Annotated in this window: 29 protein-coding genes and 1 tRNA gene; 20 read left to right on the plus strand and 10 right to left on the minus strand. The window is 61.9% G+C overall.

Going from position 1 to position 25,435, the window contains the following annotated elements; all coding sequences use genetic code 11:
- Positions 1–268 (minus strand): transposase (locus tag BM075_RS14335; protein WP_143089878.1); only part of this gene is annotated, 268 nt, incomplete at its 3' end.
- Positions 269–617: 349 nt separating this feature from the next.
- Here BM075_RS14335 and BM075_RS14340 point away from each other — a divergent pair.
- Positions 618–1,181, plus strand: a complete 564-nt coding sequence (locus BM075_RS14340) for a DarT ssDNA thymidine ADP-ribosyltransferase family protein (protein WP_093361391.1) — start codon at positions 618–620, stop codon at positions 1,179–1,181.
- Positions 1,181–1,825: a DarT1-associated NADAR antitoxin family protein gene (locus BM075_RS14345; protein WP_093361392.1), complete on the plus strand. Its 645-nt coding sequence runs from the start codon at positions 1,181–1,183 to the stop codon at positions 1,823–1,825. Before BM075_RS14340 ends, BM075_RS14345 begins: the two co-directional genes overlap by 1 nt.
- 153 nt (positions 1,826–1,978) lie before the next feature.
- Here BM075_RS14345 and BM075_RS25190 read toward each other — a convergent pair whose 3' ends face one another.
- The 3 genes from BM075_RS25190 to BM075_RS14360 are packed head-to-tail and all read right to left on the minus strand — an operon-like array spanning position 1,979 to position 4,868.
- Positions 1,979–2,314, minus strand: a complete 336-nt coding sequence (locus BM075_RS25190; RefSeq protein ID WP_425445196.1) for a ubiquitination-like system serine protease family protein — start codon at positions 2,312–2,314, stop codon at positions 1,979–1,981.
- Complete coding sequence (locus tag BM075_RS14355) at positions 2,314–3,708, minus strand: ThiF family adenylyltransferase (RefSeq protein WP_093361393.1); 1,395 nt, start codon at positions 3,706–3,708, stop codon at positions 2,314–2,316. Before BM075_RS14355 ends, BM075_RS25190 begins: the two co-directional genes overlap by 1 nt.
- Positions 3,705–4,868 carry a multiubiquitin domain-containing protein gene (locus BM075_RS14360; RefSeq protein ID WP_218152860.1) on the minus strand — a complete coding sequence of 388 codons (1,164 nt, stop codon included), beginning with the start codon at positions 4,866–4,868 and terminating at the stop codon, positions 3,705–3,707. The genes BM075_RS14355 and BM075_RS14360 overlap by 4 nt, the downstream gene beginning before the upstream one ends.
- Before the next feature lie 101 nt (positions 4,869–4,969).
- Here BM075_RS14360 and BM075_RS14365 point away from each other — a divergent pair, with 101 nt between their 5' ends.
- The 4 genes from BM075_RS14365 (at position 4,970) to BM075_RS14380 (ending at position 8,139) form a co-directional block, all read left to right on the plus strand.
- Complete coding sequence (locus tag BM075_RS14365; RefSeq protein WP_093361395.1) at positions 4,970–5,350, plus strand: helix-turn-helix domain-containing protein; 381 nt, start codon at positions 4,970–4,972, stop codon at positions 5,348–5,350.
- Between the two features lie 2 nt (positions 5,351–5,352).
- Positions 5,353–6,279 carry an ImmA/IrrE family metallo-endopeptidase gene (locus tag BM075_RS14370; protein ID WP_093361396.1) on the plus strand — a complete coding sequence of 309 codons (927 nt, stop codon included), beginning with the start codon at positions 5,353–5,355 and terminating at the stop codon, positions 6,277–6,279.
- Positions 6,280–6,418: 139 nt separating this feature from the next.
- Complete coding sequence (locus tag BM075_RS14375; RefSeq protein WP_093361397.1) at positions 6,419–7,216, plus strand: HipA family kinase; 798 nt, start codon at positions 6,419–6,421, stop codon at positions 7,214–7,216.
- The gene (locus tag BM075_RS14380) at positions 7,213–8,139 is read left to right on the plus strand and encodes a hypothetical protein (RefSeq protein WP_093361398.1); all 927 of its coding nucleotides are present in this window, start codon (positions 7,213–7,215) and stop codon (positions 8,137–8,139) included. The genes BM075_RS14375 and BM075_RS14380 overlap by 4 nt, the downstream gene beginning before the upstream one ends.
- Positions 8,140–8,439: 300 nt before the next feature.
- On the opposite strand, the gene BM075_RS14385 is transcribed toward BM075_RS14380, so the two are convergent.
- A complete protein-coding gene (locus BM075_RS14385) occupies positions 8,440–9,075 on the minus strand; it encodes a helix-turn-helix domain-containing protein (RefSeq protein WP_177208360.1) in 636 nt (211 codons plus the stop codon).
- 122 nt (positions 9,076–9,197) lie between these two features.
- On the opposite strand from BM075_RS14385, the gene BM075_RS14390 reads away from it, so the two are divergent.
- From BM075_RS14390 to BM075_RS14395, 3 genes are read left to right on the plus strand one after another with little or no spacing between them, the layout of a single operon-like run.
- The gene (locus tag BM075_RS14390) at positions 9,198–9,407 is read left to right on the plus strand and encodes a hypothetical protein (RefSeq protein WP_088652986.1); all 210 of its coding nucleotides are present in this window, start codon (positions 9,198–9,200) and stop codon (positions 9,405–9,407) included.
- A gap of 10 nt (positions 9,408–9,417) precedes the next feature.
- Complete coding sequence (locus BM075_RS24450) at positions 9,418–9,591, plus strand: hypothetical protein (protein ID WP_158965043.1); 174 nt, start codon at positions 9,418–9,420, stop codon at positions 9,589–9,591.
- On the plus strand, positions 9,576–10,703 hold the full coding sequence (locus BM075_RS14395) for a tyrosine-type recombinase/integrase (RefSeq protein ID WP_093361400.1): 1,128 nt from the start codon (positions 9,576–9,578) through the stop codon (positions 10,701–10,703). The genes BM075_RS24450 and BM075_RS14395 overlap by 16 nt, the downstream gene beginning before the upstream one ends.
- Positions 10,704–10,710: 7 nt before the next feature.
- On the opposite strand, the gene BM075_RS14400 is transcribed toward BM075_RS14395, so the two are convergent.
- Positions 10,711–10,786: transfer RNA gene (locus BM075_RS14400), tRNA-Lys, on the minus strand.
- An 87-nt stretch (positions 10,787–10,873) separates the two neighbouring features.
- Between BM075_RS14400 and dapF the strand changes: the two genes are divergently transcribed.
- From dapF to BM075_RS14415, 3 genes are all read left to right on the plus strand, one after another.
- On the plus strand, positions 10,874–11,728 hold the full coding sequence (gene dapF, locus BM075_RS14405) for a diaminopimelate epimerase (protein WP_245758858.1): 855 nt from the start codon (positions 10,874–10,876) through the stop codon (positions 11,726–11,728).
- Entirely contained in the window at positions 11,725–12,987 is a 1,263-nt protein-coding gene (mtaB, locus tag BM075_RS14410; RefSeq protein ID WP_093361401.1) for a tRNA (N(6)-L-threonylcarbamoyladenosine(37)-C(2))-methylthiotransferase MtaB, read from the plus strand. Before dapF ends, mtaB begins: the two co-directional genes overlap by 4 nt.
- Before the next feature lie 108 nt (positions 12,988–13,095).
- Positions 13,096–13,716, plus strand: a complete 621-nt coding sequence (locus BM075_RS14415) for a glutathione S-transferase (RefSeq protein WP_093361402.1) — start codon at positions 13,096–13,098, stop codon at positions 13,714–13,716.
- Here BM075_RS14415 and BM075_RS14420 read toward each other — a convergent pair.
- Both BM075_RS14420 and BM075_RS14425 read right to left on the minus strand, forming a co-directional pair.
- Entirely contained in the window at positions 13,713–13,925 is a 213-nt protein-coding gene (locus BM075_RS14420; RefSeq protein WP_093361403.1) for a hypothetical protein, read from the minus strand. The two genes, BM075_RS14415 and BM075_RS14420, sit on opposite strands and share 4 nt — an antisense overlap.
- 141 nt (positions 13,926–14,066) lie before the next feature.
- Positions 14,067–14,723 carry an outer membrane protein gene (locus BM075_RS14425; protein WP_093361404.1) on the minus strand — a complete coding sequence of 219 codons (657 nt, stop codon included), beginning with the start codon at positions 14,721–14,723 and terminating at the stop codon, positions 14,067–14,069.
- 296 nt (positions 14,724–15,019) lie between these two features.
- Between BM075_RS14425 and petA the strand changes: the two genes are divergently transcribed.
- The 8 genes from petA (at position 15,020) to aroC (ending at position 23,797) form a co-directional block, all read left to right on the plus strand.
- On the plus strand, positions 15,020–15,598 hold the full coding sequence (gene petA / locus BM075_RS14430) for a ubiquinol-cytochrome c reductase iron-sulfur subunit (RefSeq protein WP_093361405.1): 579 nt from the start codon (positions 15,020–15,022) through the stop codon (positions 15,596–15,598).
- 11 nt (positions 15,599–15,609) lie between these two features.
- Entirely contained in the window at positions 15,610–16,953 is a 1,344-nt protein-coding gene (locus BM075_RS14435) for a cytochrome b (RefSeq protein WP_093361406.1), read from the plus strand.
- A gap of 19 nt (positions 16,954–16,972) precedes the next feature.
- Positions 16,973–17,761, plus strand: a complete 789-nt coding sequence (locus tag BM075_RS14440; protein ID WP_093361407.1) for a cytochrome c1 — start codon at positions 16,973–16,975, stop codon at positions 17,759–17,761.
- A gap of 156 nt (positions 17,762–17,917) precedes the next feature.
- Positions 17,918–18,532, plus strand: coding sequence for an MliC family protein (locus tag BM075_RS14445; protein WP_245758859.1), 615 nt, complete (start codon positions 17,918–17,920; stop codon positions 18,530–18,532).
- Positions 18,533–18,640: 108 nt separating this feature from the next.
- Positions 18,641–19,567 carry a DMT family transporter gene (locus tag BM075_RS14450; protein ID WP_093361409.1) on the plus strand — a complete coding sequence of 309 codons (927 nt, stop codon included), beginning with the start codon at positions 18,641–18,643 and terminating at the stop codon, positions 19,565–19,567.
- A 162-nt stretch (positions 19,568–19,729) separates the two neighbouring features.
- Positions 19,730–21,685 carry a DUF3604 domain-containing protein gene (locus tag BM075_RS14455; RefSeq protein ID WP_093361410.1) on the plus strand — a complete coding sequence of 652 codons (1,956 nt, stop codon included), beginning with the start codon at positions 19,730–19,732 and terminating at the stop codon, positions 21,683–21,685.
- 247 nt (positions 21,686–21,932) lie between these two features.
- A complete protein-coding gene (locus BM075_RS14460) occupies positions 21,933–22,595 on the plus strand; it encodes a hypothetical protein (protein WP_143089880.1) in 663 nt (220 codons plus the stop codon).
- 98 nt (positions 22,596–22,693) lie between these two features.
- The gene (aroC, locus tag BM075_RS14465; RefSeq protein WP_093361412.1) at positions 22,694–23,797 is read left to right on the plus strand and encodes a chorismate synthase; all 1,104 of its coding nucleotides are present in this window, start codon (positions 22,694–22,696) and stop codon (positions 23,795–23,797) included.
- Positions 23,798–23,928: 131 nt separating this feature from the next.
- Here aroC and BM075_RS14470 read toward each other — a convergent pair whose 3' ends face one another.
- A complete protein-coding gene (locus tag BM075_RS14470; RefSeq protein WP_093361413.1) occupies positions 23,929–24,825 on the minus strand; it encodes a DMT family transporter in 897 nt (298 codons plus the stop codon).
- A gap of 207 nt (positions 24,826–25,032) precedes the next feature.
- Positions 25,033–25,323 carry an HU family DNA-binding protein gene (locus BM075_RS14475; protein ID WP_093361414.1) on the minus strand — a complete coding sequence of 97 codons (291 nt, stop codon included), beginning with the start codon at positions 25,321–25,323 and terminating at the stop codon, positions 25,033–25,035.
- Between the last annotated feature and the right edge of the window lie 112 nt (positions 25,324–25,435).

Consider the following 25,435-nt stretch of genomic DNA (forward strand, 5'->3'; position numbering starts at 1 on the left):
CCGTCGTCTGCTCGCCGTGATCAGCGGCCAAGCCGACCATCATCTGGGCAAAGATGCCTTTATCGCTCCAACGCTTCCAACGGTTGTAGAGCGTTTTGTGCGGGCCATATTCCCTCGGCGCATCTCGCCATCGTAAGCCATTGCGATTGATGAAGATAATCCCGCTCAAAACACGCTTGTCATCGACGCGAGGCTTGCCATGGGACTTTGGGAAGAAAGGCTCAAGACGCGCCATCTGCGCATCCGTCAGCCAGAAAAGATCAGACATGTTCACCGCTCGGTTTTCGGACCGTGAATCACGCCCCTACCCGGAAATCAATGGGTCCTGACCCTAGGCCCATAGCCGCCGGTCGCCCTCGACAAATGCTGCACTGCCGCATTCCTGAAAGCGGCCATTCGTCATGCACCGTAGCAAAGACCCGGCCAAGATGGTAGAGATGCGGGACAAAGCAGACGCTCAAGTCCGCAGGTTCAATCCCCATCATTCCTCAAACTTCTGAGCATCCATTATCTTAAGAAAGCGGAGCGCAGCGTTCTGAGCACCGGCGTAAGCTGTGCCATCGGTCGGCGGCGGCTGGGAGGGGGTTTGGATTTGATCTGCGGCACCGGAATCCCGTATGCTGAAGAAGACAGAACGGCCGGGGGAACAAGTGACAATCGACCAATTGGTGAAGTACATCAATGCCAGCACCCATCATCGTTATGTCTACCACTTCACAGACGAGGCGAATTTCAAGTCAATCGGAAAGCACGGTCTGCTTTCAAAGAACCGAATGCGCGCCGGCGGGTGGTGGCCTGCGGCCACAGGAGGGAACAATCTAAGCCACAGTCTGGATGATCATCGAGGAATCTCCGACTACGTCAGCCTGTGTTTCACCAGGAACCACCCTATGAAGTTCCTAGCAAATCGAGATGGTCGGCTACCCAATCCCCGATACTTAGGGATCAGTACAGAAGTACTCAGACTCCCCGGCGTCAGGGTGGCATTTGGCGTAGCGAACAAGAACGATGTTCAAATCCGTGATCTTGCGGACGCTATCCAGTACATGGACCTGGAGGTTCTTTACGCGCAGACGGATTGGCGGAACCCGGAAATCAACAGCCGACTGAGAGAGGCGGAGAAGATGGAACTTTTAATCCCAAACCACGTTCCTGTTGCTCTCATCCCCAAGGTGTTTTGATGGCAACGCGCCCCGTGTTCCTGCCAACCGAGGACGGCCCGCTTCTGGTTAGAGAGCGGAGTTTTGACTTCCCCTGGTCATCTGGGTTTGCAGAAATCCAGAAGAAAAAGAACGTCCGGGCGCTGCACGATGCTGCCTGCCGGGCGGGCATAGACGGCCTCTTGGAAATATCTTCAAAGTCCGACGAGGAACTAGGCCGGAAGCTCAGCGCATTCAGCCTGAAAATCGACATAGGCGGGCAGATGCTGCCGCTTGAGAGCGTGTATCAGGGGTCGAAGGTGTTCAGGGAATCCGGCACATTTACGGAGATCGTGAGCTTCGCGCCGCGAGAGGCCAAGCGGTTCATACGCGAGAATGCCCAAGGCGATCTCATCCGGTTTCACTTGTTCGATCGGGACTTCCCGCTGTCACCCAAGAACGCATTCTATGACTGGCTGTATATTCGGTCATTGGTGGCGCACAGCGACTGGATCCGTAGGAAGGTGCCTTATGAGGCCTTCACGGACATTGAGTTCAATCCCGAAAAACAAGTCAACTGCCAAGCCCGAGCCTTTGCGGAGTACCTGAGCCTACAGCATCGCTCGATGCTAGAGAGGGCGGCGGATGATTTCGACTACTTCGCATCGCTGCTCAGCCCAATCTAACGAGATGGATGCGGCGAACTGAATGCTGCGCGGCGCGCCCGGACACTGTCGTTCGACGGGTGGCGCAGAAATTCGTCCGCGCGATGCTCCGTATTTGGGACACAATTGCAGCTCGCGGCGCCTGCACCCTAATAGGAGCGAGCTCTGGCGTGGCTAATCGCACCACTGAACCCGACCTCGCCGCATCCAAAAGTGCGACCGGCATCCAGTCGTGCGCCACACGGAGGGTGACAATGTCGGCCTGTTCTCTCGGTCAAGTCTAACGTCCCAGCGAGGCTTGGCCTCAGCGATGATTAGGAGTTCGATGATGTCACCGCAACCACAAGGGCAGCGCATGCCGACACACCAGTCTTCACCGTCTTCGCGCGCCAGCACGAGATCACGACGCGGCATGGACTGAGGCAGACTGTCCCCTTCAATTATGATCAATCGCCGCGCGGGTCCGAACCGTGCCCAAACGTCGCGCCACCACTTCCGAATGTCCATCATCAATCCGCCCTCCGCGGCTTAAGTATTGGAAGGCCAAGCAGCGGCTCCATATTACCGCGCGCGAAGAGGTCAAGATTGGATCTGGGAAATGCTGCTTCCGCAGTGAACTCTTCTTCACCCGCAGCCAAGCTGAACTCTGTGCGGGCATAATTACCGTTGGGGTCCAAGCGGAAAGGATAAGCGCGCGCAATGAACTCATTCATCGCTGCCGTCGCGACCCGCATATTAAGCGTAATCACTGACGGGGCCTCTTCGATCATGCCTTTGATGTAACCCGCTTCGAGTTCGTGTTGGTGCGCACCAGGAGCAGTGTGGCGCAGGTACTCAGCGCGTAAGCTGGTGGGTGAGTACACTTGACGATCACGTAGCGTGGAACCGCCTGGCTGAACGTAATCCACACGACCGCATACATCTGCGATCGCCATTCCTCGTGTAGCTTTGCGGAGTGGGATCACCACGCCCATATCGAAGAGTGGAAGCAAGAACGCTTGGGCGATGAAGTCGGCCATCTGGCGAGCTTCAAGCGTATCAACGCAGCAGAATAGCACATCGGCCTGACTGGCCGACAGCACCGCCTCCCGGCTCGTGATGGATGCCGGTATGGCCATCGCGACACCTTCGCCGCGATAACTTGCGACGGCGGAAGCGAACATTTCGACCTTGAGCCGACGCTCCTCGGCATCAGCCCGGGTGGCGTTCAAAATTCGATTCAAATTGTGGGGTTCGATGCGGTCGAAGTCGATCAGGTCAACTCTGCCGAAGCCCAGACGGGCGGCTTGCTCACCTATGATCGAGCCAGTGCCCGACACCCCGATCACCACAGCACGCAGGCGCCCCAGCTCACGGGTCATACCGCTTGTGAATGCGACGGGCCGATCAGCGAATTTGGATGGTGGATGTTCGCCAGTCCAGATTAGGTCGATGTCATCACCGATCACTGACACGAGATTGATTGGCCAGCACGTTCCGTCCTGGGCGTACAGGCGCCCGCGCACCCGCCCATCCGGGATCATGATGGCGGAACCGTGAAGCGAGCCGAGGGCCTCAAACAGGCCAGGCATCACCCGAGCGTCGCTTTTGTCGTCAGCTTCGGAGAAGTCGAACAGGCCGCCAGGATGGGAATGGATCAAGATGAGGGACAGATTCTCCGCCTCGGCCAGATCGATCGCCTCTTCGATCCAAAGACCAGGCCAAACGATGCGGTCGGGTTCACGCAGCGCGCAGTCCTCATAAGGCACGAGGACTGCTTTGCGGACGAGCAGGCGCTGACGAGGGCCCGGCACGCGGGCACAGACAAGAATTGCCGCAGCTTCACAGCCATCGCCAGGGAAGAGATGCCGACGGACACAATCACGCGTCGCTCCGGCGAAGCTGAGCGTCCAGGTCGGCATCATTCCCCGACCTCCTTGCAGAGCGCCGACTCGACGAGCGCCAGATGCGTGACGACATTGTCGGACGAAGGATTCCACTCCGAACCCGGCCCACGATGGCGCGACCAGCCATTGTAGGGAACACCCAGAATCGTTGCCGGAATGTGAGTGCAATCGATCGCGCGGCCCGACACGAGCGCAAGCGCCGGATAGGTGTAAAACATATCGATCTGGGCTGCCGGGTAAGTCGGCGGGATCTCAAGGGCGAGGCGCGTCTGAGTAGCGCTGAATCCGGCCGGAACGGGATAGTGGTGGATGACCAGCCAACGCCTGCCCCCGTCATTCACGGTCTCCCACTCATAGCCGGTGCAATCGAGATAGGCTTCATCCACCTCCAGCACGTCGAAGTCCCGGCGAGGCGCCAGAGGCGCCTCGCCATTGTTAACTTCCTTCGGCGTCAGTCGGATCTTCTCGATGCCCGGGGTGCGCAGATCGACAACATCGGTCAACGCGACTTCGCGCTTCGCCTGACCAGCGACCTTCAAGAAAATGTGCCAGCTTTGGGCGACATCGAAGCCGGCCTTGATCATCGCGTCGCTCACGACGATGGTCGGCGTGTTGGACACGATGGTCACACCCTGAATATTGAGCTTCCAGGACGGCTTCCGGCCTACGAACGCCTCGACCCCGCACCCGTCCAGATCGACCAGGTCCTGATCACCTATCTCGCGATCGGGTTCATCAACACGCTCGAGGTAGACCGCGACGCCTGCGGGCAGCTGCCCGAGCTGGCGAACGATGGCGCCCGAGACGATACGGCAAGGCCACTGGAAGCGCTGACCGTCGATCGTGATGAAGTAGTCGCGATCAGTCTCGACGATCACGAACCGGCCATCGATACGTTTCAGGTCAACGGTCTCGCTCGGGCGAACATCCTCAAGCTCGCCGTTCGCAAGCACCTGCAGCACAACGGCGTGCTGCTTCGGCTTGAAGCCAGCCGCAGCGGCCAGCTGGGCGCCGGTCGGCGTCAGGTCGTCGATCAGCACGTTTCGGTAGGTCAGGGTCTCATCCGCAACCTCGATGCGGCGGCGCTTATCGCGATCCGCGGCGTCTTCGCTCAACTCAGTCATTTCACACTCCAATTTTTCCGGCCAATCGCCGATGCAGCTAAAATGGGAATGCATGCTAAGTCTGTCAAGCACTAACTTTGCTCGCTTGACGGACTTATCGACGTGGCCGATAATCTATACACCGGACTCCGTGTCCGGATCGCGGAGGAGCCCGCATGACCGATGGTGAAACTGATCAAAACGTCCGGCCGACCAACCTTGGCCAGATCATAAAAAAGGCCCGTACCGATCTTCAGATGTCGCAACGCGATGTCGAGGAGGCGACCGGCAAGGAGATTTCGAATGCCTACTTAAGCCAATTGGAGAGCGGAAAAATCACCAAACCCTCTCCGCACATTCTATACGCCCTCTCTACCGTCTTGGCGGTCCCTTACGAGACGCTGATGGAGCGAGCAGGCTATATCGTGCCATCGGCCCAACGCCCTGCCGACGTCAAACATGGGCGTGCCGCAACGTTCGCGGTAGATAATCTAACGGCCGATGAGGAAGCCGCCCTCTTGGACTACCTCGCATACCTACGCACCAAGAAGGGCTGATCATGCGGCGACCGGACGACTGTAGCTTAACCCCAAGTCAGCTCGCCCGCGTTCGCGCTGAGGCCGAGCGCGCGCTGCGAGAAGCGGGCGCGCTCGGGGTCTTCCCGACGCCCGTTGAGGCGATCATGACGGTTGCAAAGGTTAAAGAGGTCAAGGAAGACGTCCTCAACCCCAGTTTCATCGACAAGCTTCGGTCAAGTACTGAGCAGGCGGGCGGTGCCCTCAAACGGGCTTTGGGCAAAGTGATGGGTCTGTTTCACGCCAGCGCCGGTCTGCTCTTCCTGGATCAAACAATGATGGCGGTGAAAAAGCGCTTCGTGCGACTGCACGAGTCCGGACACGGCTTCATGCCATGGCAACGTTCGATGTATGCTTTGGTCGAGGATTGTGAGAATGCTCTGGATCCTGATGCGGCTGAGCTTTTTGATCGTGAAGCCAACGTCTTCGCTGCCGAAGTCCTATTCCAACTCGACAGCTTTCGCGACATAGCCGAGGGCGAAAAGTTCAGTATCTGGACGCCTGTCAAGCTATCGAAGAAGTTCGATGCGTCGATTTATGCGTGCGTGCGACAGTACGTATCCAAGAATCATCGCGCTTGCGCAGTCGTGGTGCTGAACATGCCCGAATTCGTTGAGGGCGATGGCTTCCGCGCCACCCTGCGACGTCCTGTTCAATCCGATAGCTTCACAACAATTTTCGGCGATCACGACTGGAAGCCTTTCTACACGCCCGACGATGATATCGGCGCACTGATACCGATCAACGGCCAAAGGTCTTCCGGGCAAAGGTCTCTTGTCCTGGTGGACCGGAACGGCGACCGCCATGAGTGCGTCGCTGAGTCCTTCACACAGACCCACCAAGTCTTTGTTCTCATCCATGTGACTAAGACGCTAGCCGCGCCGCGACCTATTTTCTTCAAAGCGGTTTAGACTGCCTCCGCACGCATCGCAGCAATGTCGCTGGCAGCTAGGCCTGGGGCGCCTTGGTCCGTTTTTAGTTGCCCGCCTCGGGCTTTAGCGGTTTACCTGCATACTTAGTGACAAAATCAACCTATCGCGCTGGGGCGGCATGGCGGAAATCAACTTCGCAACAGTGTTGCTTGGGGCTGAAGGCTTCACGGAAGGCAACGTCAACGAGACGTATCGTGGGCAGGTTTTGCTGCATGGCGGTGAGATAAGGCAGGCAATAATCAAGGATCTCGATCTGATCCAGCTCTGCAACGAGCTACTCGCCTTCTGCCTGGCCCGTTGGCTTGGCCTACCCATCCCCGACAGTTTCCTTGGGTTGGTCCGTCCCGACATACTGAGCGTGAACAAGGCACCAGCATTGCCCGATGGTTCCCGTTTGGTTTTCGTCAGCACCGATGTGAAGGTGCCGAACGTCACATTTCGGCTTCGCGCGTCTACACCGATTGGTCAACGTGCCATCATCGACCAAGTCTCGAAATGGCCAGACTTAGGCAAACTGTATGCATTTGACGCGTGGATTGCCAACATTGACCGACATTGCGGCAATCTTCTTTTCGGCAGTGTCGGGGATACTTGGCTGATTGATCACGGCCATTGCTTCACTGGACCGACTTGGGGGCCATCTGATCTCGACCCCGCCAAAGAGTTTGCCAGTCGGCTATCCGAGTGGATGACTCCTTTCCTGAGTGCAGATCAAAAGGATACACGACGCACAGAAGCGCAAGCGGTCGAGGCTGTGCTGGCAGGGTTTGATGCCGAGGAACCCACTAACTCCAGCCGCGTGGTGGATCTGATGCCGATGGATTATGTTGACGCGCTGAAGCAGTTCCTGACGCAGCGCAGCGCTCAGGTCACTTTCCATGCCAGCAAAGCGCTTAATGTGCCGGTGATGTTATGACCCTTAACCTGGACACCAGCCGCTTCCCATCACTGAAGGAGAGCGTCCGCGCTCATTGGGCACCGATCCTGCTTGAGCCAATTTCAGGATCTGATGAGAGATTTGTTATTGGTGTTGCTGCAGCGAATGCCACTGGATTTCACGTCGAGCTTGCGAACAACCATGACAAGCTGACATGCTTCTACGGCGAGAACGCGCCCACCATCGTCAACGCAATTACCTTGGCTGGCATGTGCTTGCGTGAGGACCTAGCGGAGCGGTCGATTGCGGCGCTGTTCTCCCCTGACCCTCCGGTTTCCGGTGTTACAATTGGAAGGTGTCGGGAGGCAGAAGGAACTAGCTTAGAGGCTTTGACCCAAAGCTGGATGGCTGCGCTCTCGTCTTTGTATTCACCTCGCACCAGCCATGATGTGCAGTCCTCGACTATCTTGGCGGTAGGTGATGCCGAGGGCCAACGGGCAGGAGACCGTCTTCCCTTTTTGGTATGCGATTTCGTCAAATCCCAACGCGAAGGCTTCGGCGAGTATTTCAGCACTGACATTAGAGAAGCGCGTGCCCGGCGCTCCAAGGGTGGAAGCCACCGCGTCGTCGTTGATTTCGCGGGACCTAGGCTGGTCGCCAATTTCGGGACACTGAAAGCTGGCGCCATCACGAACTCGGTGCATCTGATCAAGCGGCGTCTATGGGACCTAAAGGTCGAGCGAGATCGGGAGCCGCACAAAATCTTGGCTAGAGCACATGAGATGATCCTGCATCGCCCGCCGAAGGATGACCCGCAAGTTTCTGAACAACAGCAAGCCAACATCAGCGAGGCGCTGGAAGACCTTGAACAGCAGGCCGTTCAAGAAGAATTGCGCCTCCTTGCGCTCGATACAGTTCAGTCCATTGGCAACCGTGTTCTGCAATACGAATTGGCGGCATAGTTAAGCCACAAGGCAGTGTTGACACCTTGTCAATCCACAGGAAAGTGGCGCTCACGCCCACCTCGCCGCGTGCTACTTGAGGGACCGCTCTCCGGCTTCACTGAAGCTACCGTGCGGCGCCGCCGTCAGGCTGCTTCCCGCCCTTCGTGTCGTCCAGGCGGGTGCAGTCATGCTGAGGCTCGCTTGAGTGACCGCACAAGGCTGACATTGACTGTAGGCCAAGCCAGGAACAATGCGCCTTGGAAGACGAGCAAATCCTCCTCATCTGCTAGGCAGCTTCAGTAGCGCGGCGCCCGTAGCTTAACGCGGCCACCTACGCCCCTCGAGTCCCTCATCGACGTGCTTCTGCCAAGCCGCCTCGTCACGCTCATACTGTTCGAACTGACTATCCTCATAGGCTTCTGGGTCAGGCGGTGCCGGGATGTTCTCCGGATGGAACTTGTACACCATCTCCCTCGCGACCATCTCATCGACCAGACGCTTGTCGATCATGAGCCCGCGCTCCTGCGCATAGCCGATCGTTTCATTGATGATCTTTTCCTGCCTCGAAAGGGGTATGCCCTTGTAGTCGGTCAGGAGAACGCGAAGCATCCAGATCGTCGTGGACACGACCCGCTCATACCCTTCGCTTGAAGGGCGGCCGGTCAGGATCTCGTTCAGATCAACGCCGGTGTACATGTTGAGGCGAACCAGCGCCTCGGTCGGAATCGATCGCTTCCCGCTTTCATAGGCGTAGTAGCTCCGTGGCGTGATATCCATCATCTCCGCCATCTCGGTCTTCGTGAAGCCTCGCTTCTTCCTGAAGCGTTCGAGGTTGGCGTGGGGCTCCACCGCGAGCGCGGCCGCCAGGGCCTCTTCCTGGCTTTGGGCTTCCTCCTCTTCCTCGAAAGCACGGGCATACTCGTCCGGGTCGACCGGGGTGAACTTGAACGCCATTGTCACGGCCTCGCAGGATAGGAACAATCGTTCCGGCAATTGTGCCCGAAAAAAGAAAGCCTGTGAAGCCGTGCATTTGGCTGGTAGCATCAGCCCGACAGCGTATGAAACCGGAGGCACCGATGTCGGAACTCTTGATGGAAGGGAAAACCCCGGAGAACTGGGCGAAGCAGTTGCTCGAGCACGGTGTGCGGGTGTCGCCGCGCCTCATCCGCACGAGGGCGCGTGAGACCGGTAACTACTACCAGCTCGGCAACCTGATGCTCCTGTCTCCGGAGCAGATCGAGGCACTGCTGATGCCGGGGCGGCCCCAGGCTGACCAGAGAGCCTGAGGAGGCGAAGATGGCGGCAGAGAAGGCACGCATCACGCAATCCGAGCTGACCCGATACCTGAAGGCGTATCGGGATGCCGGGATCCCCATCGGGCGTTCAGAGATCAGCCGTGATGGCACCGTCGTCATCTACACGGCCACGCCGAAGGCGCAGGAGGAGGACAACCCGTGGGATCAGGCCTGAAACGGAGCCGCCAGTATCCCGGCGCGACCTCCTATTTCGACCGGCACGGCAAGCGCCGGTGGCGCTTTCGCAAGGGCGGCTTCTCGGCCGAGCTTGGATCGGATTACGGCTCCGAGGATTTCATCCGGCGATACGAGGCCGCGCTGGAGGGACACCGGACGCGCGGAGGCGTCGGCGCCGGCCGCGCGAAACCCGGCAGTGTCGGGCTGCTCATCTCGAAATGGTACCGGTCGCAGGACTTCCTGGCGCTCGAGGCATCGACGCAGCGCGTTTACCGCGGCGTGGTCGAGAGCTTCCGCCAGCAGCACGGCGACAAGCCCGTGCACCTGATGCAGCTCCGTCATGTGCAGGACCTTCTGGCTGCCAAGGCGGACACGCCTGCAGCGGCCAATAACCTGCGCAAGAGGCTGATCCAGCTCCTGGACTACGCGATCACGCTGGAATGGCGGACCGACAACCCGGCACGCGCCACGAAGCCCTACAAGATCGCCACAGAGGGCTTCCACACCTGGACCGAGGCGGAGATCGCAAAATTCATCCAGACGCATCCTGAGGGCACTGAGGCGCACAGGGTGATGACGCTGATGGCCTACACCGGAGCGGCCCGCGTGGATGCGGTGCAGCTTGGCCCCTGGAACATCAAGGATGGGCGATTTCAGTACCGTCGCCAGAAGACGAAGAAGACCAACGGACGCCTGATCTCGATTCCCGTGCATCCGGACCTGGCAGCGGTCCTGGCCAAGCTGCCGACCGACCGGCCCTACATCTCCACGAGGCGCGGTACGGCGCGCACAGCGGCCGGCCTGGGCAATCTCATGCAGCGCTGGACCCGGGAGGCGGATTTGCCCGCCTGCTCCTCTCACGGCCTGCGGAAGGCCTGTGCGCGGCGACTCGCGGAGGCAGGAGCGACCACGAACCAGATCGCGTCGGTGACCGGTCACAAGACGCTGGCGCTTGTACAGCACTACACGGCTGCGGCAGAACGCGAAGGATTGGCTGATTCAGCTTTCGAGAAGCTGCTCGCACGTCCGAATGGAGAACAAAATCTGGCGAACTTTCCTGATTGGTTCGCCAATATCGACACCAAGTCCCTTAAAGGAAAGGAAAACTGATGTTCAGTGGTGAGCCGTACAGGATTCGAACCTGTGACCCACTGATTAAAAGTCAGTTGCTCTACCAACTGAGCTAACGGCCCATCCGAGGCCCGGTGATTAAGAAACCTTGTCCGCATGGTCAAGCGGAAAAGTCACTTGCTCTTCAAAACCCTCACGGACCTGCGTATATGGCCCGCATCATGCGCGATGCACCTTCTTCCTCCGGCCTGCGATTCTTCAAGATGCATGGCCTCGGCAACGACTTCGTGGTCATAGACCAGCGGAGCGGCAGCGGCGTGGTGTCGCCCCACGTCGTGCGTGCGATTGGAGACCGCCATCGTGGTGTGGGGTTCGACCAGCTCGCACTTATCGAGACCGACACCCAGGCCGACGCGCGTCTGACCTTCTACAACGCCGACGGATCGCTGTCGGCCACGTGCGGAAACGCAACGCGCTGCGTCGCCCGTCACCTGATGGTGGAGACCGGGCGCACCGCAATTTCGCTGCGCACCGAGCGGGGCGTCCTGCAGTGCGAAGACGCAGGCGACGGCCAGACCCGGGTCAACATGGGCCAGCCGATGCTCGGCTGGGCCGACGTGCCGCTTGCGCGCGCGATGGACACGCTGGAACTGCCCCTACCGGGCGCCCCCACCGGCACCGGCATGGGCAACCCGCATTGCACATTCTTCGTGGAGGATGCGGAGGCAGTCGACTTGGCTACCTTTGGTCCTGAACACGAGCACCATCCACTGTTCCCCGAGCGCACGAACGTCCAGGTCGCACATCTCATCGGCCCCGACCATCTGCGGATGCGCGTGTGGGAACGCGGGACCGGCGTCACGCTGGCATCGGGCTCCTCCTCCTGCGCCACGGCCGTCGCCGCCGCGCGCCGCGGTCTGACAGGCCGTCATGTGCGGATCGACCTCGACGGCGGGACGATCGACATCGACTGGCGCGACGACGGTGTGCACATGACCGGTCCCACCGCCCACGTCTTCGACGGCACCCTCACCTCTGCTTTTCTCACCGGGGCCGCCAAATGAGCGACGCGCCCCCGATTTTTGCCACGCTTGGCTGCCGTCTGAACGCCTACGAGACCGAAGCGATGAAAGAGCTCGCGGCCAACGCCGGTCTCGGTCAAACCGTCGTCGTCAACACCTGCGCCGTCACGGCAGAGGCCGTTCGCAAGGCGCGGCAGGAGATCCGGCGCCTGCGCCGCGAACATCCCGACGCGACCCTCGTCGTGACAGGCTGCGCCGCGCAGACGGAGCCGCAGACTTTCGCCGCGATGAGCGAGGTCGACCGCGTTATCGGCAACGCGGAGAAAATGCGCGCAGACACATGGCGTCGCATGGCGGGCCCCGATTTCGTGGGCGAAACCGAGAAGGTGCAGGTAGACGACATCATGTCCGTGCGGGAAACCGCGGGCCACCTGATCGACGGTTTTGGCACCCGGTCGCGCGCCTATGTCCAGGTTCAGAATGGCTGCGACCACCGCTGCACATTCTGCATCATTCCGTTCGGTCGCGGAAATTCCCGGTCGGTCCCGGCAGGCGTCGTTGTGGACCAGATCAAGCGCCTCGTCGAGCGCGGCTACAACGAGGTCGTCTTGACCGGCGTCGACCTCACCTCCTGGGGCGCGGACCTCCCGGCGCAGCCGCGATTGGGCGACCTCGTCCTGCGTATCCTGAAGCTCGTCCCCGATTTGCCGCGCCTGCGCATTTCTTCCATCGATTCTATCGAAGCAGACGCGGCGCTCATGGAAGCTATCGCCACGGAAACGCGGTTGATGCCCCACCTACATCTGTCCCTGCAGGCCGGCGACAACATGGTTCTCAAACGCATGAAACGCCGCCATGCCCGAGAGGACGCCATCCGTTTCTGCGAGGAGGCGCGTGGATTGCGCCCCGACATGACGTTCGGGGCGGACATCATCGCCGGCTTCCCGACCGAAACCGACGAGATGTTTACGCGCTCCCTCGATCTGGTGCGCGAATGCGATCTGACATGGCTTCACGTCTTCCCATACTCCCCGCGACGCGGCACGCCGGCGGCGCGGATGCCCCAGGTCCATGGGACACATATCAGGGAACGTGCCGCCCGCCTACGCGAGGCGGGCGATGCACAGGTTGCCCGCCATCTCGTCCGGCAGATCGGTCAAACGCACCGCGTGCTTCTGGAGGCCCCACGGATGGGGCGCACCGAACATTTCGCAGAAGTCGCCTTTACCGCCGATCAACCGGAAGGAAGGATCGTCTCGGCCCAGATAGCCGGACATGACGGCACGCAGCTACTCGCTTGAGCCTTCCGCCTTGCGTTAATCAATTCCGCCACGTCCCGGCCGCACTCTGCCCCCTTCGCAACCGATGGCAGGCGGCCTATCTTCAGTTCAATAAGTTCCGGAGGTTCCATGCAACTTTACCACAGTCCAGCGTCGCCATTCGTGCGCAAGGTGATGGTCACCCTGCACGAGACGGGGCAGACCGCCGACGTCGAAATCGTCCCGGCAAAAGTCACGCCCATGGACGCCACGAATGCCGCCGTCTCCTGGAACCCGCTTGGGAAGATCCCCACGCTGGTCCGGGACGACGGGCCAGCCCTGTTCGACAGCCGGGTCATCTGCCGGTTTCTCGATGCCCGCGCCGGGGCAGCGCTCTATCCAAGCAACCGGCTGTGGGAAGTAATGACGCTCGAGGCGCTCTCCGACGGCATCATGGAGGCCGCGGTGCTCATGGTCTATGAATCGCGCTGCCGCCCGCAGGAGAAGATCCATGACTTCTGGGTCGAGAGCCAGTGGGCCAAGGTCGCTCGCGCCCTCGACGTGCTGGAAGCGCGCTGGAGCAGCCTACTCGCTGGTCCGCTCCACATCGGTCAGATTGCCACGGGCTGCGCGCTCGGCTACCTCGACTTCCGCCATGGCGGGCGCGATTGGCGCGCGGGTCGCGACGCGCTTGCAACGTGGGAAAAAGGTTTTGCGGCCCGGCCCTCGATGCAGGCGACCTTTCCCACCGAGCGGCCGGCGCCGGCCTAACCCTGCGTCTCCTCGATACCGATCGGTTTGTGCCGCCGCAGAACTTCGCGCGCCTCGGGGGCTGCATCCGCCGAGGTGATGACCTTCACCTCGCCGCGGTCCCGATCGAGATAAACGACCTCGCTCGGAAATCCGGTATCGATCAGGTCTTCGTGGGCATTACGGGCCGTGTCCGCCGAAGCGAACTTGCCGGTCAGCGTCTTTGTCATCACCCCCTCCATGACAAGCGAAATACCCCGGAATGATAGCACAAAACGCCCCCGCCCGCCATTGGCGCGACCTGTCCGTCTCGGTGGCCGAAATACCCCCGCCGGAGGCAGCGGGGCACTGCCCCGCTTCCCGCGCGGCGGTCAGAAACTGTAGCTGACGCCGATGTTGAACGCATTGGTTGTGATGTCGGTTTCCATCTCGCCACCGTTGTCGAGGTCGATGTCGTGGGAAGAGTACGACCCCTTGTACTCCCCGAAGAGCGCCCAGTTCTCGTTCAACTCCCAGGATGCGCCCGCCACCCAGATCGCGGCTGGCCCCGTCACCTGGTATTCGAACGTGTCGCTGTCACCGCGCTCGACATCGACGTGGGGCATCGCGAAGCCCAAGCCGCCACCGACATACGGCGTGATCCGTCCGCTCGCCCATTGGCCCGGCCAGCGGTAGAACACGTTCGCGGTAAAGAGGTTCATCCCATCGGTCAGTTCCAGATCGTCAAATCCGTGTTTCTTACGATCGGAGTCGGAGGCGTAGACCTTCGCGTGGTTGAATTCGAGGCCATAGCCGATGCGTTCGCTCCGCCACCACGTTGCGCGGAAGCCGTAGTACGGCGGCATGTCGGCGGATTTGCCTTCCCAGTCCACCGTAAAATCGAAATCGTTCTGGCCATCGTCGCCCTTTGCCTTGGAGTCTACGGCTTCCTGAAAACCGGTGTAAAAACTGAGTTCCACCTCGGCCGGGGCAGGCGCGGCGACGACTGTGGACGACAGGGCCAGAAGCGCAGCAATTTGGCGATTCATGCTCGTGATTCCCTCTTGCAAGTTTTCGGGCTCAAATCACGCCTGTTCCTCGGGAGGTACAAGCGATTCCCGTCCAAACGGGCCGTCGCAACCGCCCGCCAGACAGGCTCCGACAGCTTTTCACATGCGAAAAATGTGATAACTCATCCACTTTGCGACACCGCGCCGCACCTGCGGGAGTTTGCCGACTGGACCAATCCAAGCCATCCAACTAACTAGTCCTCCAGACCGGTCGCGGCTACCCGCGACCCGAAATTCGTTTGAAGCACGCTACGCCAGCAAAAGGGAGATTGCTCGTGTCCCAAGCAGAAGACCACGACGGCACCCGTCGCGACTTCCTCTATTACGCGACCGCGGGTGCGGGCGCGGTCGCCACGGGCGCCGCTGTCTGGCCCCTGATTAACCAGATGAACCCTTCCGCCGACGTCCAGGCGCTCAGTTCCATCCAGGTCGACGTCAGTTCCGTACAGGAAGGGACGCAGATCACGGTGAAATGGCTCGGCAAACCGGTGTTCCTGCGCTTGCGCACGGAGGCCGAGATCGAGCAGGCCCGATCCGTCGAGATATCCGAGTTGGTCGACCAGGTCGCGCGCAACGCCAACATTGACGGCGCCGCGCCCGCGACGGACGAGAACCGCGCGCTGGACGAGTCCGGGGCCTGGCTGGTGATGATGGGCGTTTGCACCCACCTGGGCTGCGTGCCGCTGAGCGATGCGGGCGACTATGTCGGCCCCAACGGCATCGGCGGCTGGTTCTGCCCCTGCCACGGGTCGCACTACGACACCGCGGGACGCATCCGCAAAGGGCCCGCGCCGCAGAACCTGCCGGTTCCGACCGCGTCCTTCGTGGACGAAACCACGATCAAGCTCGGCTAAGGGAGACAAAGATGGCTGGAATTCCCCACGACCATTACGAGCCGAAGACCGGCGCCGAGAAGTGGGTCGACAGACGCCTCGGCGTGCTCGGCCTGATGTACGACACACTGATGATCCCCACTCCCAAGAACCTCAACTGGATGTGGATCTGGGGCATCATCCTGGCTTTCTGCCTTGCGCTGCAGATCGTCACCGGCATCGTGCTGGCGATGCACTATACCCCGCACGTGGACATGGCCTTCGCCTCCATCGAGCACATCATGCGCAACGTGAACGGTGGCCATTTCCTGCGCTACCTGCACATGAACGGCGCATCGCTCTTCTTCTTCGCGGTCTACCTGCACATCTTCCGGGGTCTTTACTACGGCTCCTACAAGACTCCGCGCGAGATCACATGGATCATCGGCATCCTGATCTACCTGTGCATGATGGGCACCGCCTTCATGGGCTACGTGCTTCCCTGGGGGCAGATGTCCTTCTGGGGCGCGACGGTGATCACCGGCCTCTTCGGTGCCATCCCCTTTATCGGCGAAAGCATCCAGACCTGGCTGTTGGGCGGACCGGCGGTGGACAATGCCACGCTGAACCGCTTCTTCTCCTTGCACTACCTGCTGCCCTTCATCATCGCGGGGCTGACGATCGTGCACATCTGGGCCTTCCACACCACGGGCAACAACAACCCGACCGGCGTTGAAGTGCGGCGCGAGTCCAAGGAAGTCGCCAAGAAGGACACGCTGTCGTTCTGGCCCTACTTCGTGATCAAGGACTTCTTCGCCCTGGCGCTGATCCTGGTGGTCTTCTTTGCCATCGTTGGCTTCATGCCCAACTTCCTCGGCCACCCTGACAATTACATCGAGGCCAACCCGCTCCAGACCCCGGCGCACATCGTTCCCGAATGGTACTTCCTGCCCTTCTACGCGATCCTGCGGGCCTTCACCGCGGATGTCTGGGTGGTGATGTTCGCCAACTGGATCACCTTCGGACTGGTGGACGCGAAGTTCTTCGGCGTGATCGCCATGTTTGGCGCGATCATCGTCTGGGCACTGGTCCCTTGGCTCGACACATCGTCGGTCCGCTCGGGACGCTACCGCCCGATGTTCAAATGGTGGTTCGCCATCTACTGCATCGACTTCGTCGTGCTCACCTGGGTGGGGGCCATGCCTGCCGAGGGGATTTATCCCTACATCGCGTTGGCAGGAGCTACCTACTGGTTCGCCTTCTTCCTGGTGATCCTTCCGCTCCTGGGCGTGCTGGAGAAACCGGAAGCACAGCCTGAAACCATCGAAGCCGACTTCGATGCCCATTATGGCAAGCCCAAAGACGACGCGGCCGCCATGCCGGCCCCGGCCGAGTGACAGAAAGGATCGTTTCGAGATGATCAGAAAAATCGCACTCACCGCGGCCGCGATCCTCAGCCTCTCCGCCGGCGCCTCGCTGGCGGCCGAGGGCGGGCACACCCATGACGTGCCGTTCTCCTTCGAGGGGCCGTTCGGCACGTTCGACCAGATGCAGCTTCAGCGCGGCCTCAAGATCTACACCGAGATTTGTTCGGCCTGTCACGGACTTCGGTACGTCCCGATCCGGACGCTCTCCAACGAGAGCGGACCGGGCCTGCCGGAGGATCAGGTTCGTGCCTACGCCGAGCAGAACTTCGAGGTGTTCGACACGGAGCTTGACGATTTCCGCCCGGCCGTGCCGACGGACCATTTCCCGGCCAATACCTCTGCCGGCGCACCGGACCTCAGCCTGATGGCGAAGGCCCGTGCGGGCTTCCACGGCCCCTACGGCACCGGTCTGAGCCAGCTCTTCAACGGGATGGGCGGCGCGGAGCACATCTACTCCATCCTCACCGGCTACACCGGCGAGGAAAAGGAAGAGGCCGGCACCACCTTCTACGAGAACACCGCGTTCTCGACCGGCTGGATCTCCATGGCACCCCCGCTCTACGGCGATGACGTTGAGTACGACGACGGCCACGCGACCTCGCTGCATCACGAGGCTGAGGATGTGGCCGCCTTCTTGATGTGGGCTGCCGAGCCGAAGTTGATGGCACGCAAGCAGGCCGGCTTTGTCGGCGTGCTGTTCCTCACCATCCTCACGGTGCTGCTCTACGTCACCAACAAGCGGATCTGGAAGCCGGTGAAGAAGAAGAAGAAGGACTAACAGGCCTGCTTTTAGAGATTGTGAAGGCGCCCTCCGGGGCGCCTTTTGCTTTTTGGGGTCGACCAGCCTCCGCAGTGCGGCTTGAGCGTTACGGGAAGGTTGATACCATGCTGTTCAAGCCCGCCAATGACGGGCATTGCCGAAAGGACGCCGACCTTGTTCCGCACCATTGCCGCCCTTAGCCTTCTGGCCGCCACTCCCGCCGTCGCACAGACCGGACCAGCCTTCGATTGCACTAAGGCCGAGAGCGTCGCCGAGGAACTGATCTGTTCCGACCCCGCGCTCTCCGCACTGGATCGGCGTGTCGCCGACCGCTACGCCGCGGCGCTCGAAACCGCGCGTGGCCTGGACGCGGGCGCAGAAGCTGCCGAGGATGAGTTGCGGGCATACCAACGTGGGTGGATCAAGGGGCGGGACGAGTGCTGGAAGGCCGATGACCTGCGCGACTGCGTGGAAACTGCCTACCTCCGCAGGGAAGGGGAACTCGTAGCACAGTGGCTGCTCGAGACGCCCACCGGCATCGCCTTCTGGGCCTGTGACGGCAATCCGGCCAACGAGGTCGTCACCTACTTCTTCGACACCGAATTGCCGAGCGTCCGGTTTGAGCGGGGGGACAGCATCGACACGGGCTTCGTCACGCGCACGGCGTCCGGTGCACGCTACGAAGGCAGCTTCGGACGGTCGATCTGGATGAAGGGAGAGAACGCCACCTACCGAGAGCCCGACCCCGACGGCACCGAGTACACTTGCACGGTTGCGCGGCAGGAATGAGCCGGCCCCACGTAGCCGGCATCGGCAAAGATTGACCTAGCGACAGGTCGGGCGATTTCAGCCGCGCCCCTACGTGACAATTCCCCGGCATCATGCGCATTTGACGGTATGAACCCCTCGCGCGCGATCCTTCAAAAACTGGGCTCGGTGGCCCTCTTCGTCCTGATGCAGAGTCTCATCAAGGCGACGACAGGACATGTTCCGCCAGGCGAGGTAGTCTTCTTCCGATCCTTCTTTGCCCTCCCCGTCATTCTACTGTGGCTCCATCTGGACGGCGGCCTATCCAGCGGTCTGCGGACGGCGAGCCCCATGGGCCAGTTCTGGCGCGGTCTCATGGGCGTCACGGCCATGGGGCTGGGCTTCGCGGCGCTCGGCCTGCTTCCGCTGCCGGAAGCGACGGCCATCTTCTACGCCGCGCCGATCCTCGTCGTCATCTTCGCCAACATGTTCCTCAACGAACGGGTCGGGGTCTTTCGCCTTTCCGCCGTCGCCGTAGGAATGGTCGGCGTGTTGATCGTCTTGTCCCCGCGCCTGACCGCCGCGGCGGACGAGGGGCTCGGTCATGCGGAGGCACTCGGTGCGATGCTGGCGCTCATGTCCGCCGTCTTTGCGGCGCTCGCCCAGATCTTCGTCCGCAAACTCGTGGCGACCGAACGGGCCGCTACGATCGTGCTGTACTTCACCATAACTGGCACGGGCCTGTCGCTCCTCACGGTGTTTTTTGGATGGGTCGTGCCGACTCCGCGCGAAGCCGTCTACCTGATTCTGGCGGGGCTCGCCGGAGGCATGGGTCAGGGGCTGCTTACCTCGGCCTACCGGTATGGCGACGCATCGCTGGTCGCGCCATTCGACTACGCGTCCATGATCTTCGCCGTCGCAATAGGGTACCTGGTTTTTGCCGAAGTCCCGACCGGCACCACGATCGCTGGCGCCGCCATCGTGGTCGCCGCCGGTATCGCGATCATCCTTCGCGAGCACCATCTGGGACTGCAACGCGCCCGCCAACGGAAAGCGTTGACACCCGGCGGGCAATAGGGCCGACCCGAGCGACCCTGTATCACATGGTCAAATGCCACGGCCAAGGTTGCAAAAAAGGACGCGCAGCGGCATCCTGATGACAAAACGTTCCGAGGTTTTCGACAAGCCCCGTCCTATCGCGCAGTGAAGATTGATCTTTGCGGTTCAAGGAGGACGGAGATGACACTTTCTGCCTGGAAACGCACGCTGCTCTGTTCGGTGGCCTGCTTTACTGCCCTTGGGGTCACGGCCTCTGCGGAGCAAGGCGTCGGAATCGCCAACACTGCAACCGAAGACAAGATCGCGGTGGGCATGGCCGAACGGCCCTATTCGCCGTACGCCGACCGCAACTTCCCCGACCGTCCGCTCTTTGGGGATACGCACCTGCACACCGCATTCTCGATGGATGCGGGTGCGTTCGGCGCACGCCTCAACCCGCGAGACGCGTACCGGTTCGCGCGGGGCGAGCAAGTGACGTCCAGCACTGGCCAGCCGGTGCGGCTCTCACGCCCGCTCGACTTCCTCGTCGTTGCCGACCATTCCGACAACATGGGCTTCTTCCCGGACCTCTTCGCCGGCAAGGCCGACCTTCTGGCCAACGAAACCGGCCGCAAGTGGTACGACATGATCATGAATGGTCAGGGTCAGGCCGCCGCGATGGACATCATCGTCGCGTTCTCCCACAACACGTTCCCCGAGGAGCTGATGTATTTCCCGGGGACGCAAGGCTACAAAAACGCCTGGCAGACGACCATTGACGCCGCCGAGGAGTTCAACGATCCCGGCCGCTTCACCGCGTTCATCGGCTACGAGTGGACGTCCAACACCGACGGCAACAACCTGCACCGCAACGTCATTTTCCGCGACAACGGCGACAAGGCGAGCCTGGTGCAGCCCTTCACGGTCTATCCACCCTACGGCAGCGACAATCCCGCTCACCTCTGGGAATGGATGGCGAACTACGAGGATAAGACCAGCGGCAGCGTTCTGGCCATCACGCACAACGGCAATCTGTCCAATGGCATCATGTTCCCGGTGGAGAAGACCTTCGGCGAACCGCTCGATGCCACCTACGTAGAGACCCGCGCGAAATGGGAACCGCTCGCGGAAGTCACCCAGACCAAGGGCACCGGGGAGGCGCACCCGTTCCTGTCGCCCAACGACGAGTTCGCGGACTTCGAGCTGTGGGACAAGGGCAACCTGGATGGCAGCACCGCCAAGACCAATGACATGCTGCAATACGAGTACGCCCGAGAAGCGCTCAAGAACGGCCTGAAGCTGGAGAAGGACCTCGGCACCAACCCTTACAAATTTGGCATGATCGGCAGCAGCGACGCCCATACCGGGCTCGCAGCGATGGAGGAGGACAACTTCTTCGGCAAGACCGTCCCGCAGGAGCCGAGCCCTGAGCGGGTGAAAGCCGCCTTTGTCGATAACAAGGAAACCGGGGTGACGATCTACGACTGGGAGGTCGGCTCCTCCGGCTATGCCGCAGTCTGGGCGGACGAGAATACCCGCACCTCGATCTGGGACGCGATGAAGCGCCGCGAGACCTACGCCACCACCGGCCCGCGCATGATCGTGCGGTTCTTCGGTGGCTGGAATTTTGAGGATGCCGACGCGCAAAACCGTCAGCCCGCCTCAGTCGGCTACGGCAAGGGCGTGCCCATGGGCGGCAACCTGCCCACCGCGCCCGAGGGCGCCACGGCACCCAGCTTCCTCGTTGCGGCAATGAAGGACCCGATCGGCGCGAACCTCGACCGCATCCAGGTCGTGAAGGGGTGGATGGACGCGTCCGGCGCGCTCCAGGAAAACGTCTACGATGTCGTCTGGGCCGGCGACCGCACGCCGGACGCGACGAGCGGCAAAGTGCCGGAGGTTGGGAGCACGGTGGACGTGGCAACGGCTACTTATACCAACTCTATCGGCGAGCCCGAACTCATCACAGTTTGGACAGACCCGGACTTCGATCCTGCACAGCCTGCGTTCTATTACCTTCGTGTGCTGGAAATCCCGACCCCGCGCTGGCCGGCCTATGATGCCGTCCGTCTCGGGGCCGAGCCGCCGGAGGATGCCACGATGACAATCGTGGAGCGCGCCTATACGGCGCCGATCTGGTACACGCCGAAAGGGTGATACCCCCCCCGCGCCCGCCTCGAGGCACCGGGCGGGCGCAATTGCTCCTCGCTACGATCCAGCGCACCCCTCGCTTGGGCCAACACCTTGAACCGGATTGCGACCTGTCCTAGGCCATGCATCGAAGGTCTCGCACCGCCCCACGGAGCCAGCCCCGCCGATGCCACACCGCGCCACAGCCCTTTTTGCAGCAGCCCTGGCCCTGCCCGTCCCTGTGTCCGCTGGCGACCTCATGCCGGTCGGCGGAATGGCCGGATTTTCCCTGGATGCCGCTGATCGTGCGCATGGCGGTGTGAGCACCCTTCTTGGCCATGCATCGACGGACATTCGCGACGGAGCAGTCGGGTTTCAGGCCGACGCAGCGGGCGCCGTATCCTTGGACGGCGACGACGGCTACGCAGGGCTCGCGGCGCGCCCGTACCTGCGCGTCGCCCCGAATGTCTTTGCGGGCCTCTACGGCGCTGTGGGCCTCGAGAGCGGCGCGAGCTACACCCTTGGCACGGAATTCGCTTATGCGCCGGCCCGCGGGTTCGGCGTGGACCTCTTTTTCAGCGACACCGGCGGCAGCCAGTTCGACGAGGGCCACGTCACCAACAAGTCGGTGGATCTGTTCCGCACGACACCCTCCGGTGCACGGTACGGCATCGAAGGCCGAAAGGAGACGCTCAACCGCCCCGGCACATCGGATTCGGATTTCTACGCCTACGGACTGCACGCGGAGATCCCCTTTCGCACGCAAGACCGAGCGATGTTTACCGCCTCTCTGGGCCAGATCCGGTACGACGCCCGCGACGAAACCTATGGCGAAGCGTCCATCGGCCTCCAATGGCTGCTCGGTCCAGTTCCGCGCCGTCCGACCTTCGGCTACCGGCACGGCGTCCTGCCCGGCCTGATCCACAACATCCACTGACCCGCTCCGGCGCCCCGCCAGCGTGGATAGGCCAAAGCGACAGCCCCCTTGAGCCGCTGCCACGGCCCCACTAAACGGGGCGGACAAAGGAGCCCGCGATGTCCCTGAATACTTTCGGCCACCTCTTCCGCGTTACCACCTGGGGCGAAAGCCACGGCCCGGCGCTTGGCGCCACCGTCGACGGCTGCCCCCCGGGGATCCCGGTCTCCGCCGAGGCCCTGCAACACTGGCTCGACCGCCGCCGCCCCGGCACCAGCCGCTTCACGACCCAGCGGCGGGAGCCCGACGCGGTGGAGATCCTCTCCGGCACCTTCGAGGGCGAAACCACTGGCACGCCGATCCAGCTGATGATCCGCAACACCGACCAGCGCTCCAAGGACTACGGCGACATCGCCCAGAAATTCCGCCCCGGCCACGCGGACATCACCTACTGGCAAAAGTACGGCATCCGGGATTACCGCGGCGGCGGCCGCTCCTCCGCCCGCGAGACGGCCGCCCGCGTTGCCGCCGGCGGCATTGCCCGCGCCGCCCTGAGTGCTTTGGCCCCCGGCCTCCGGATTACTGGCTACATGGTTCAGATGGGTGAAAAGGCGATGGACCGCGCCCGCTTCGACCTCTCGGAGGTCGAAAACAACCCGTTCTGGGTGCCCGACGCTACCGCCGCCAACGAATGGGCCGACTATCTTGACAGCATCCGCAAATCGGGCAGTTCGGTCGGTGCCATGGTCGAGCTGCGCGCCTCCGGCGTTCCCGCCGGCCTCGGCGCCCCCGTCTACGGCAAACTCGACACGGACCTCGCCGCGGCCTGCATGTCCATCAACGCGGTCAAGGGCGTGGAGATCGGCGAAGGGATGGCTGCCGCATCGCTGACCGGCGAGGCCAACGCAGACGAGATCACCATGGGGCCGAACGGCCCCGTCTTCAGCTCAAACCACGCGGGCGGCATCCTCGGCGGCATCTCGACGGGGCAGGACATCGTCGTCCGATTCGCGGTCAAGCCTACCTCTTCCATCCTGACCCCACGCCGCACCGTCACAACAGCAGGCGAGGAAACCACGATCGTCACCAAGGGTCGCCACGACCCCTGTGTCGGCATCCGCGCCGTCCCAGTGGGGGAGGCCATGATGGCCTGCGTCCTGCTCGACCACCTTCTTCTGCATCGCGGGCAGGTGGGCGACGGCCCGCGCGGCCAGATCGGCTGATCCCGCGCAATCCTGCCGGATCGGAAGCAACCGCCCGGCTTCTTGTGTCCGCAAATATCCTCGGGGGGGAGCGCGGCCACGCCGCGCGGGGGGGCAGACAGCCCCCCTCCTCGGTCATCAGACGCGACCGCCTATCCCCGAGGCTGATCCTTCTGCGCCGATGACGCCTGCCGCGACAGCTGCACGGCCAGGATACCGGCCATGATGATGACCACGCCCACCGCATCCAAGGGTCCGAGCCGCTCACCCAAAAGGAGCGCCGCCACCGCCACGCCGAAGAACGGGTTCAGGAAGTGGAACGTCGCCGCCTTCACCGCGCCAATTCTGCGCACCAGCAGGAACCAGACCATCGTCGCAATCAGTCCTGGCACGATAACCGTATAGGCAAAGGCCAGAACGAACCCCAAAGACCAGTCGATCCGCCATGCCTCAAGCAGCAACGACGCAGGCATCAGCACCGCCGCCCCCACCAGCATCTGCAGGCCCACGATCATCAGGACGTTTCCGCCCGAAGATGCCCCCCGCACGGAGAGCGTGGCGAAGGTAAGCGCCAGCACGCCGACGAGGCACAGACCGATACCGACGGGATCCGCACCGCCAGCCTGCAAACGACTGCCCATGATCAATGCCACGCCCGTGAACCCAGCCAACAGTCCCACCACGCCCAGGGCGCGCATCCGCTCGCCGAGCACCGCCCAGCTCGCCACCGCCACCAGCAGCGGCATGGTGGAGGCGATGATGGCGGCAAGCGACGCTTCTATCGTCTGCATCGCCACAAAGAACAACCCAAGGTAGAGCGCATTCTGGCAGATGCCGAAGACCACCGTCAGCCGCGCCTGGCTCGTGGTCAACCGCCAGGATTGCCCCTGCGCACGGGCTAATGCCACGGCAAGAGTCCCGGCGATCAGAAAACGAAGGGCAGAAATGCCCAACGGCGGCGCATGAGCGACGATGATCCGCGCCGACGTAAAGGCCGACGACCACATGAAGGCAAACGCCAACCCCATTCCAAGCGCACGCAGATCCATCGCTATTCCCCAGAAGCCCGTCTCGCCCACCTGCCACAGGCAATCCCCGGTGAACAGCGAGAACAGGCGATATCCGGAGAGGCCCGCTCGCCCGCGTCGCGTCCGTCTGGCGCAGTCGCGACCGGTCCCGGCCTAAGGACACCCCACAAAAAAAGGACCGTCCCGGGGGGACGGCCCTCTGGCACAAGCGCAGAAACGTGGAGGGCGTCAGCCGTTCACGGAGTCCTTCAGCGCCTTGGCAATCGTCATCTTCACCACCTTGTCGGCGTCCTTTTCGATCATCTCGCCGGTCGCCGGATTACGGACCTGACGCGCGGGGCGCTCGCGGCAGAAGATCTTGCCGACACCGGGCAGCGTCACCGCGCCGCCATTGGCGACTTCGCGGGTGATGATATCGGTGACCGCGTCGAGCGCGGCAGTGGCGGTCTTCTTGTCGGCTTCCATCGCGTCGGCGATGGCGGCGACGAGCTGCGTCTTGGTCATCGGTTTGGTGGCCATATATGGTCTCCTCGTTGTTGCCCTCTGTCTTGGGGCTTGTCGTACTGATTCTACGTCATGTGGTCTCAGCTCACAACGTTTTGTGGCCGACCTTTCAAGAAAACAAGGGCTT

This window comes from Tropicimonas isoalkanivorans, assembly GCF_900112335.1.
Taxonomy (GTDB): domain Bacteria; phylum Pseudomonadota; class Alphaproteobacteria; order Rhodobacterales; family Rhodobacteraceae; genus Tropicimonas; species Tropicimonas isoalkanivorans.

Excerpts from the sequence above, each read along its gene's own strand:
- BM075_RS14340 (WP_093361391.1), top strand. The coding sequence starts at position 618 with ATGCTGAAGAAGACAGAACGGCCGGGGGAACAAGTGACAATCGACCAA.
- BM075_RS14345 (WP_093361392.1), top strand. The coding sequence starts at position 1,181 with ATGGCAACGCGCCCCGTGTTCCTGCCAACCGAGGACGGCCCGCTTCTG.
- BM075_RS25190 (WP_425445196.1), bottom strand. The coding sequence starts at position 2,314 with ATGATGGACATTCGGAAGTGGTGGCGCGACGTTTGGGCACGGTTCGGA.
- BM075_RS14355 (WP_093361393.1), bottom strand. The coding sequence starts at position 3,708 with ATGATGCCGACCTGGACGCTCAGCTTCGCCGGAGCGACGCGTGATTGT.
- BM075_RS14360 (WP_218152860.1), bottom strand. The coding sequence starts at position 4,868 with ATGCATTCCCATTTTAGCTGCATCGGCGATTGGCCGGAAAAATTGGAG.
- BM075_RS14365 (WP_093361395.1), top strand. The coding sequence starts at position 4,970 with ATGACCGATGGTGAAACTGATCAAAACGTCCGGCCGACCAACCTTGGC.
- BM075_RS14370 (WP_093361396.1), top strand. The coding sequence starts at position 5,353 with ATGCGGCGACCGGACGACTGTAGCTTAACCCCAAGTCAGCTCGCCCGC.
- BM075_RS14375 (WP_093361397.1), top strand. The coding sequence starts at position 6,419 with ATGGCGGAAATCAACTTCGCAACAGTGTTGCTTGGGGCTGAAGGCTTC.
- BM075_RS14380 (WP_093361398.1), top strand. The coding sequence starts at position 7,213 with ATGACCCTTAACCTGGACACCAGCCGCTTCCCATCACTGAAGGAGAGC.
- BM075_RS14385 (WP_177208360.1), bottom strand. The coding sequence starts at position 9,075 with ATGGCGTTCAAGTTCACCCCGGTCGACCCGGACGAGTATGCCCGTGCT.
- BM075_RS14390 (WP_088652986.1), top strand. The coding sequence starts at position 9,198 with ATGTCGGAACTCTTGATGGAAGGGAAAACCCCGGAGAACTGGGCGAAG.
- BM075_RS24450 (WP_158965043.1), top strand. The coding sequence starts at position 9,418 with ATGGCGGCAGAGAAGGCACGCATCACGCAATCCGAGCTGACCCGATAC.
- dapF (WP_245758858.1), top strand. The coding sequence starts at position 10,874 with ATGGCCCGCATCATGCGCGATGCACCTTCTTCCTCCGGCCTGCGATTC.
- mtaB (WP_093361401.1), top strand. The coding sequence starts at position 11,725 with ATGAGCGACGCGCCCCCGATTTTTGCCACGCTTGGCTGCCGTCTGAAC.
- BM075_RS14415 (WP_093361402.1), top strand. The coding sequence starts at position 13,096 with ATGCAACTTTACCACAGTCCAGCGTCGCCATTCGTGCGCAAGGTGATG.
- BM075_RS14420 (WP_093361403.1), bottom strand. The coding sequence starts at position 13,925 with ATGACAAAGACGCTGACCGGCAAGTTCGCTTCGGCGGACACGGCCCGT.
- BM075_RS14425 (WP_093361404.1), bottom strand. The coding sequence starts at position 14,723 with ATGAATCGCCAAATTGCTGCGCTTCTGGCCCTGTCGTCCACAGTCGTC.
- BM075_RS14435 (WP_093361406.1), top strand. The coding sequence starts at position 15,610 with ATGGCTGGAATTCCCCACGACCATTACGAGCCGAAGACCGGCGCCGAG.
- BM075_RS14440 (WP_093361407.1), top strand. The coding sequence starts at position 16,973 with ATGATCAGAAAAATCGCACTCACCGCGGCCGCGATCCTCAGCCTCTCC.
- BM075_RS14450 (WP_093361409.1), top strand. The coding sequence starts at position 18,641 with ATGAACCCCTCGCGCGCGATCCTTCAAAAACTGGGCTCGGTGGCCCTC.
- BM075_RS14455 (WP_093361410.1), top strand. The coding sequence starts at position 19,730 with ATGACACTTTCTGCCTGGAAACGCACGCTGCTCTGTTCGGTGGCCTGC.
- BM075_RS14460 (WP_143089880.1), top strand. The coding sequence starts at position 21,933 with ATGGCCGGATTTTCCCTGGATGCCGCTGATCGTGCGCATGGCGGTGTG.
- aroC (WP_093361412.1), top strand. The coding sequence starts at position 22,694 with ATGTCCCTGAATACTTTCGGCCACCTCTTCCGCGTTACCACCTGGGGC.
- BM075_RS14470 (WP_093361413.1), bottom strand. The coding sequence starts at position 24,825 with ATGGATCTGCGTGCGCTTGGAATGGGGTTGGCGTTTGCCTTCATGTGG.
- BM075_RS14475 (WP_093361414.1), bottom strand. The coding sequence starts at position 25,323 with ATGGCCACCAAACCGATGACCAAGACGCAGCTCGTCGCCGCCATCGCC.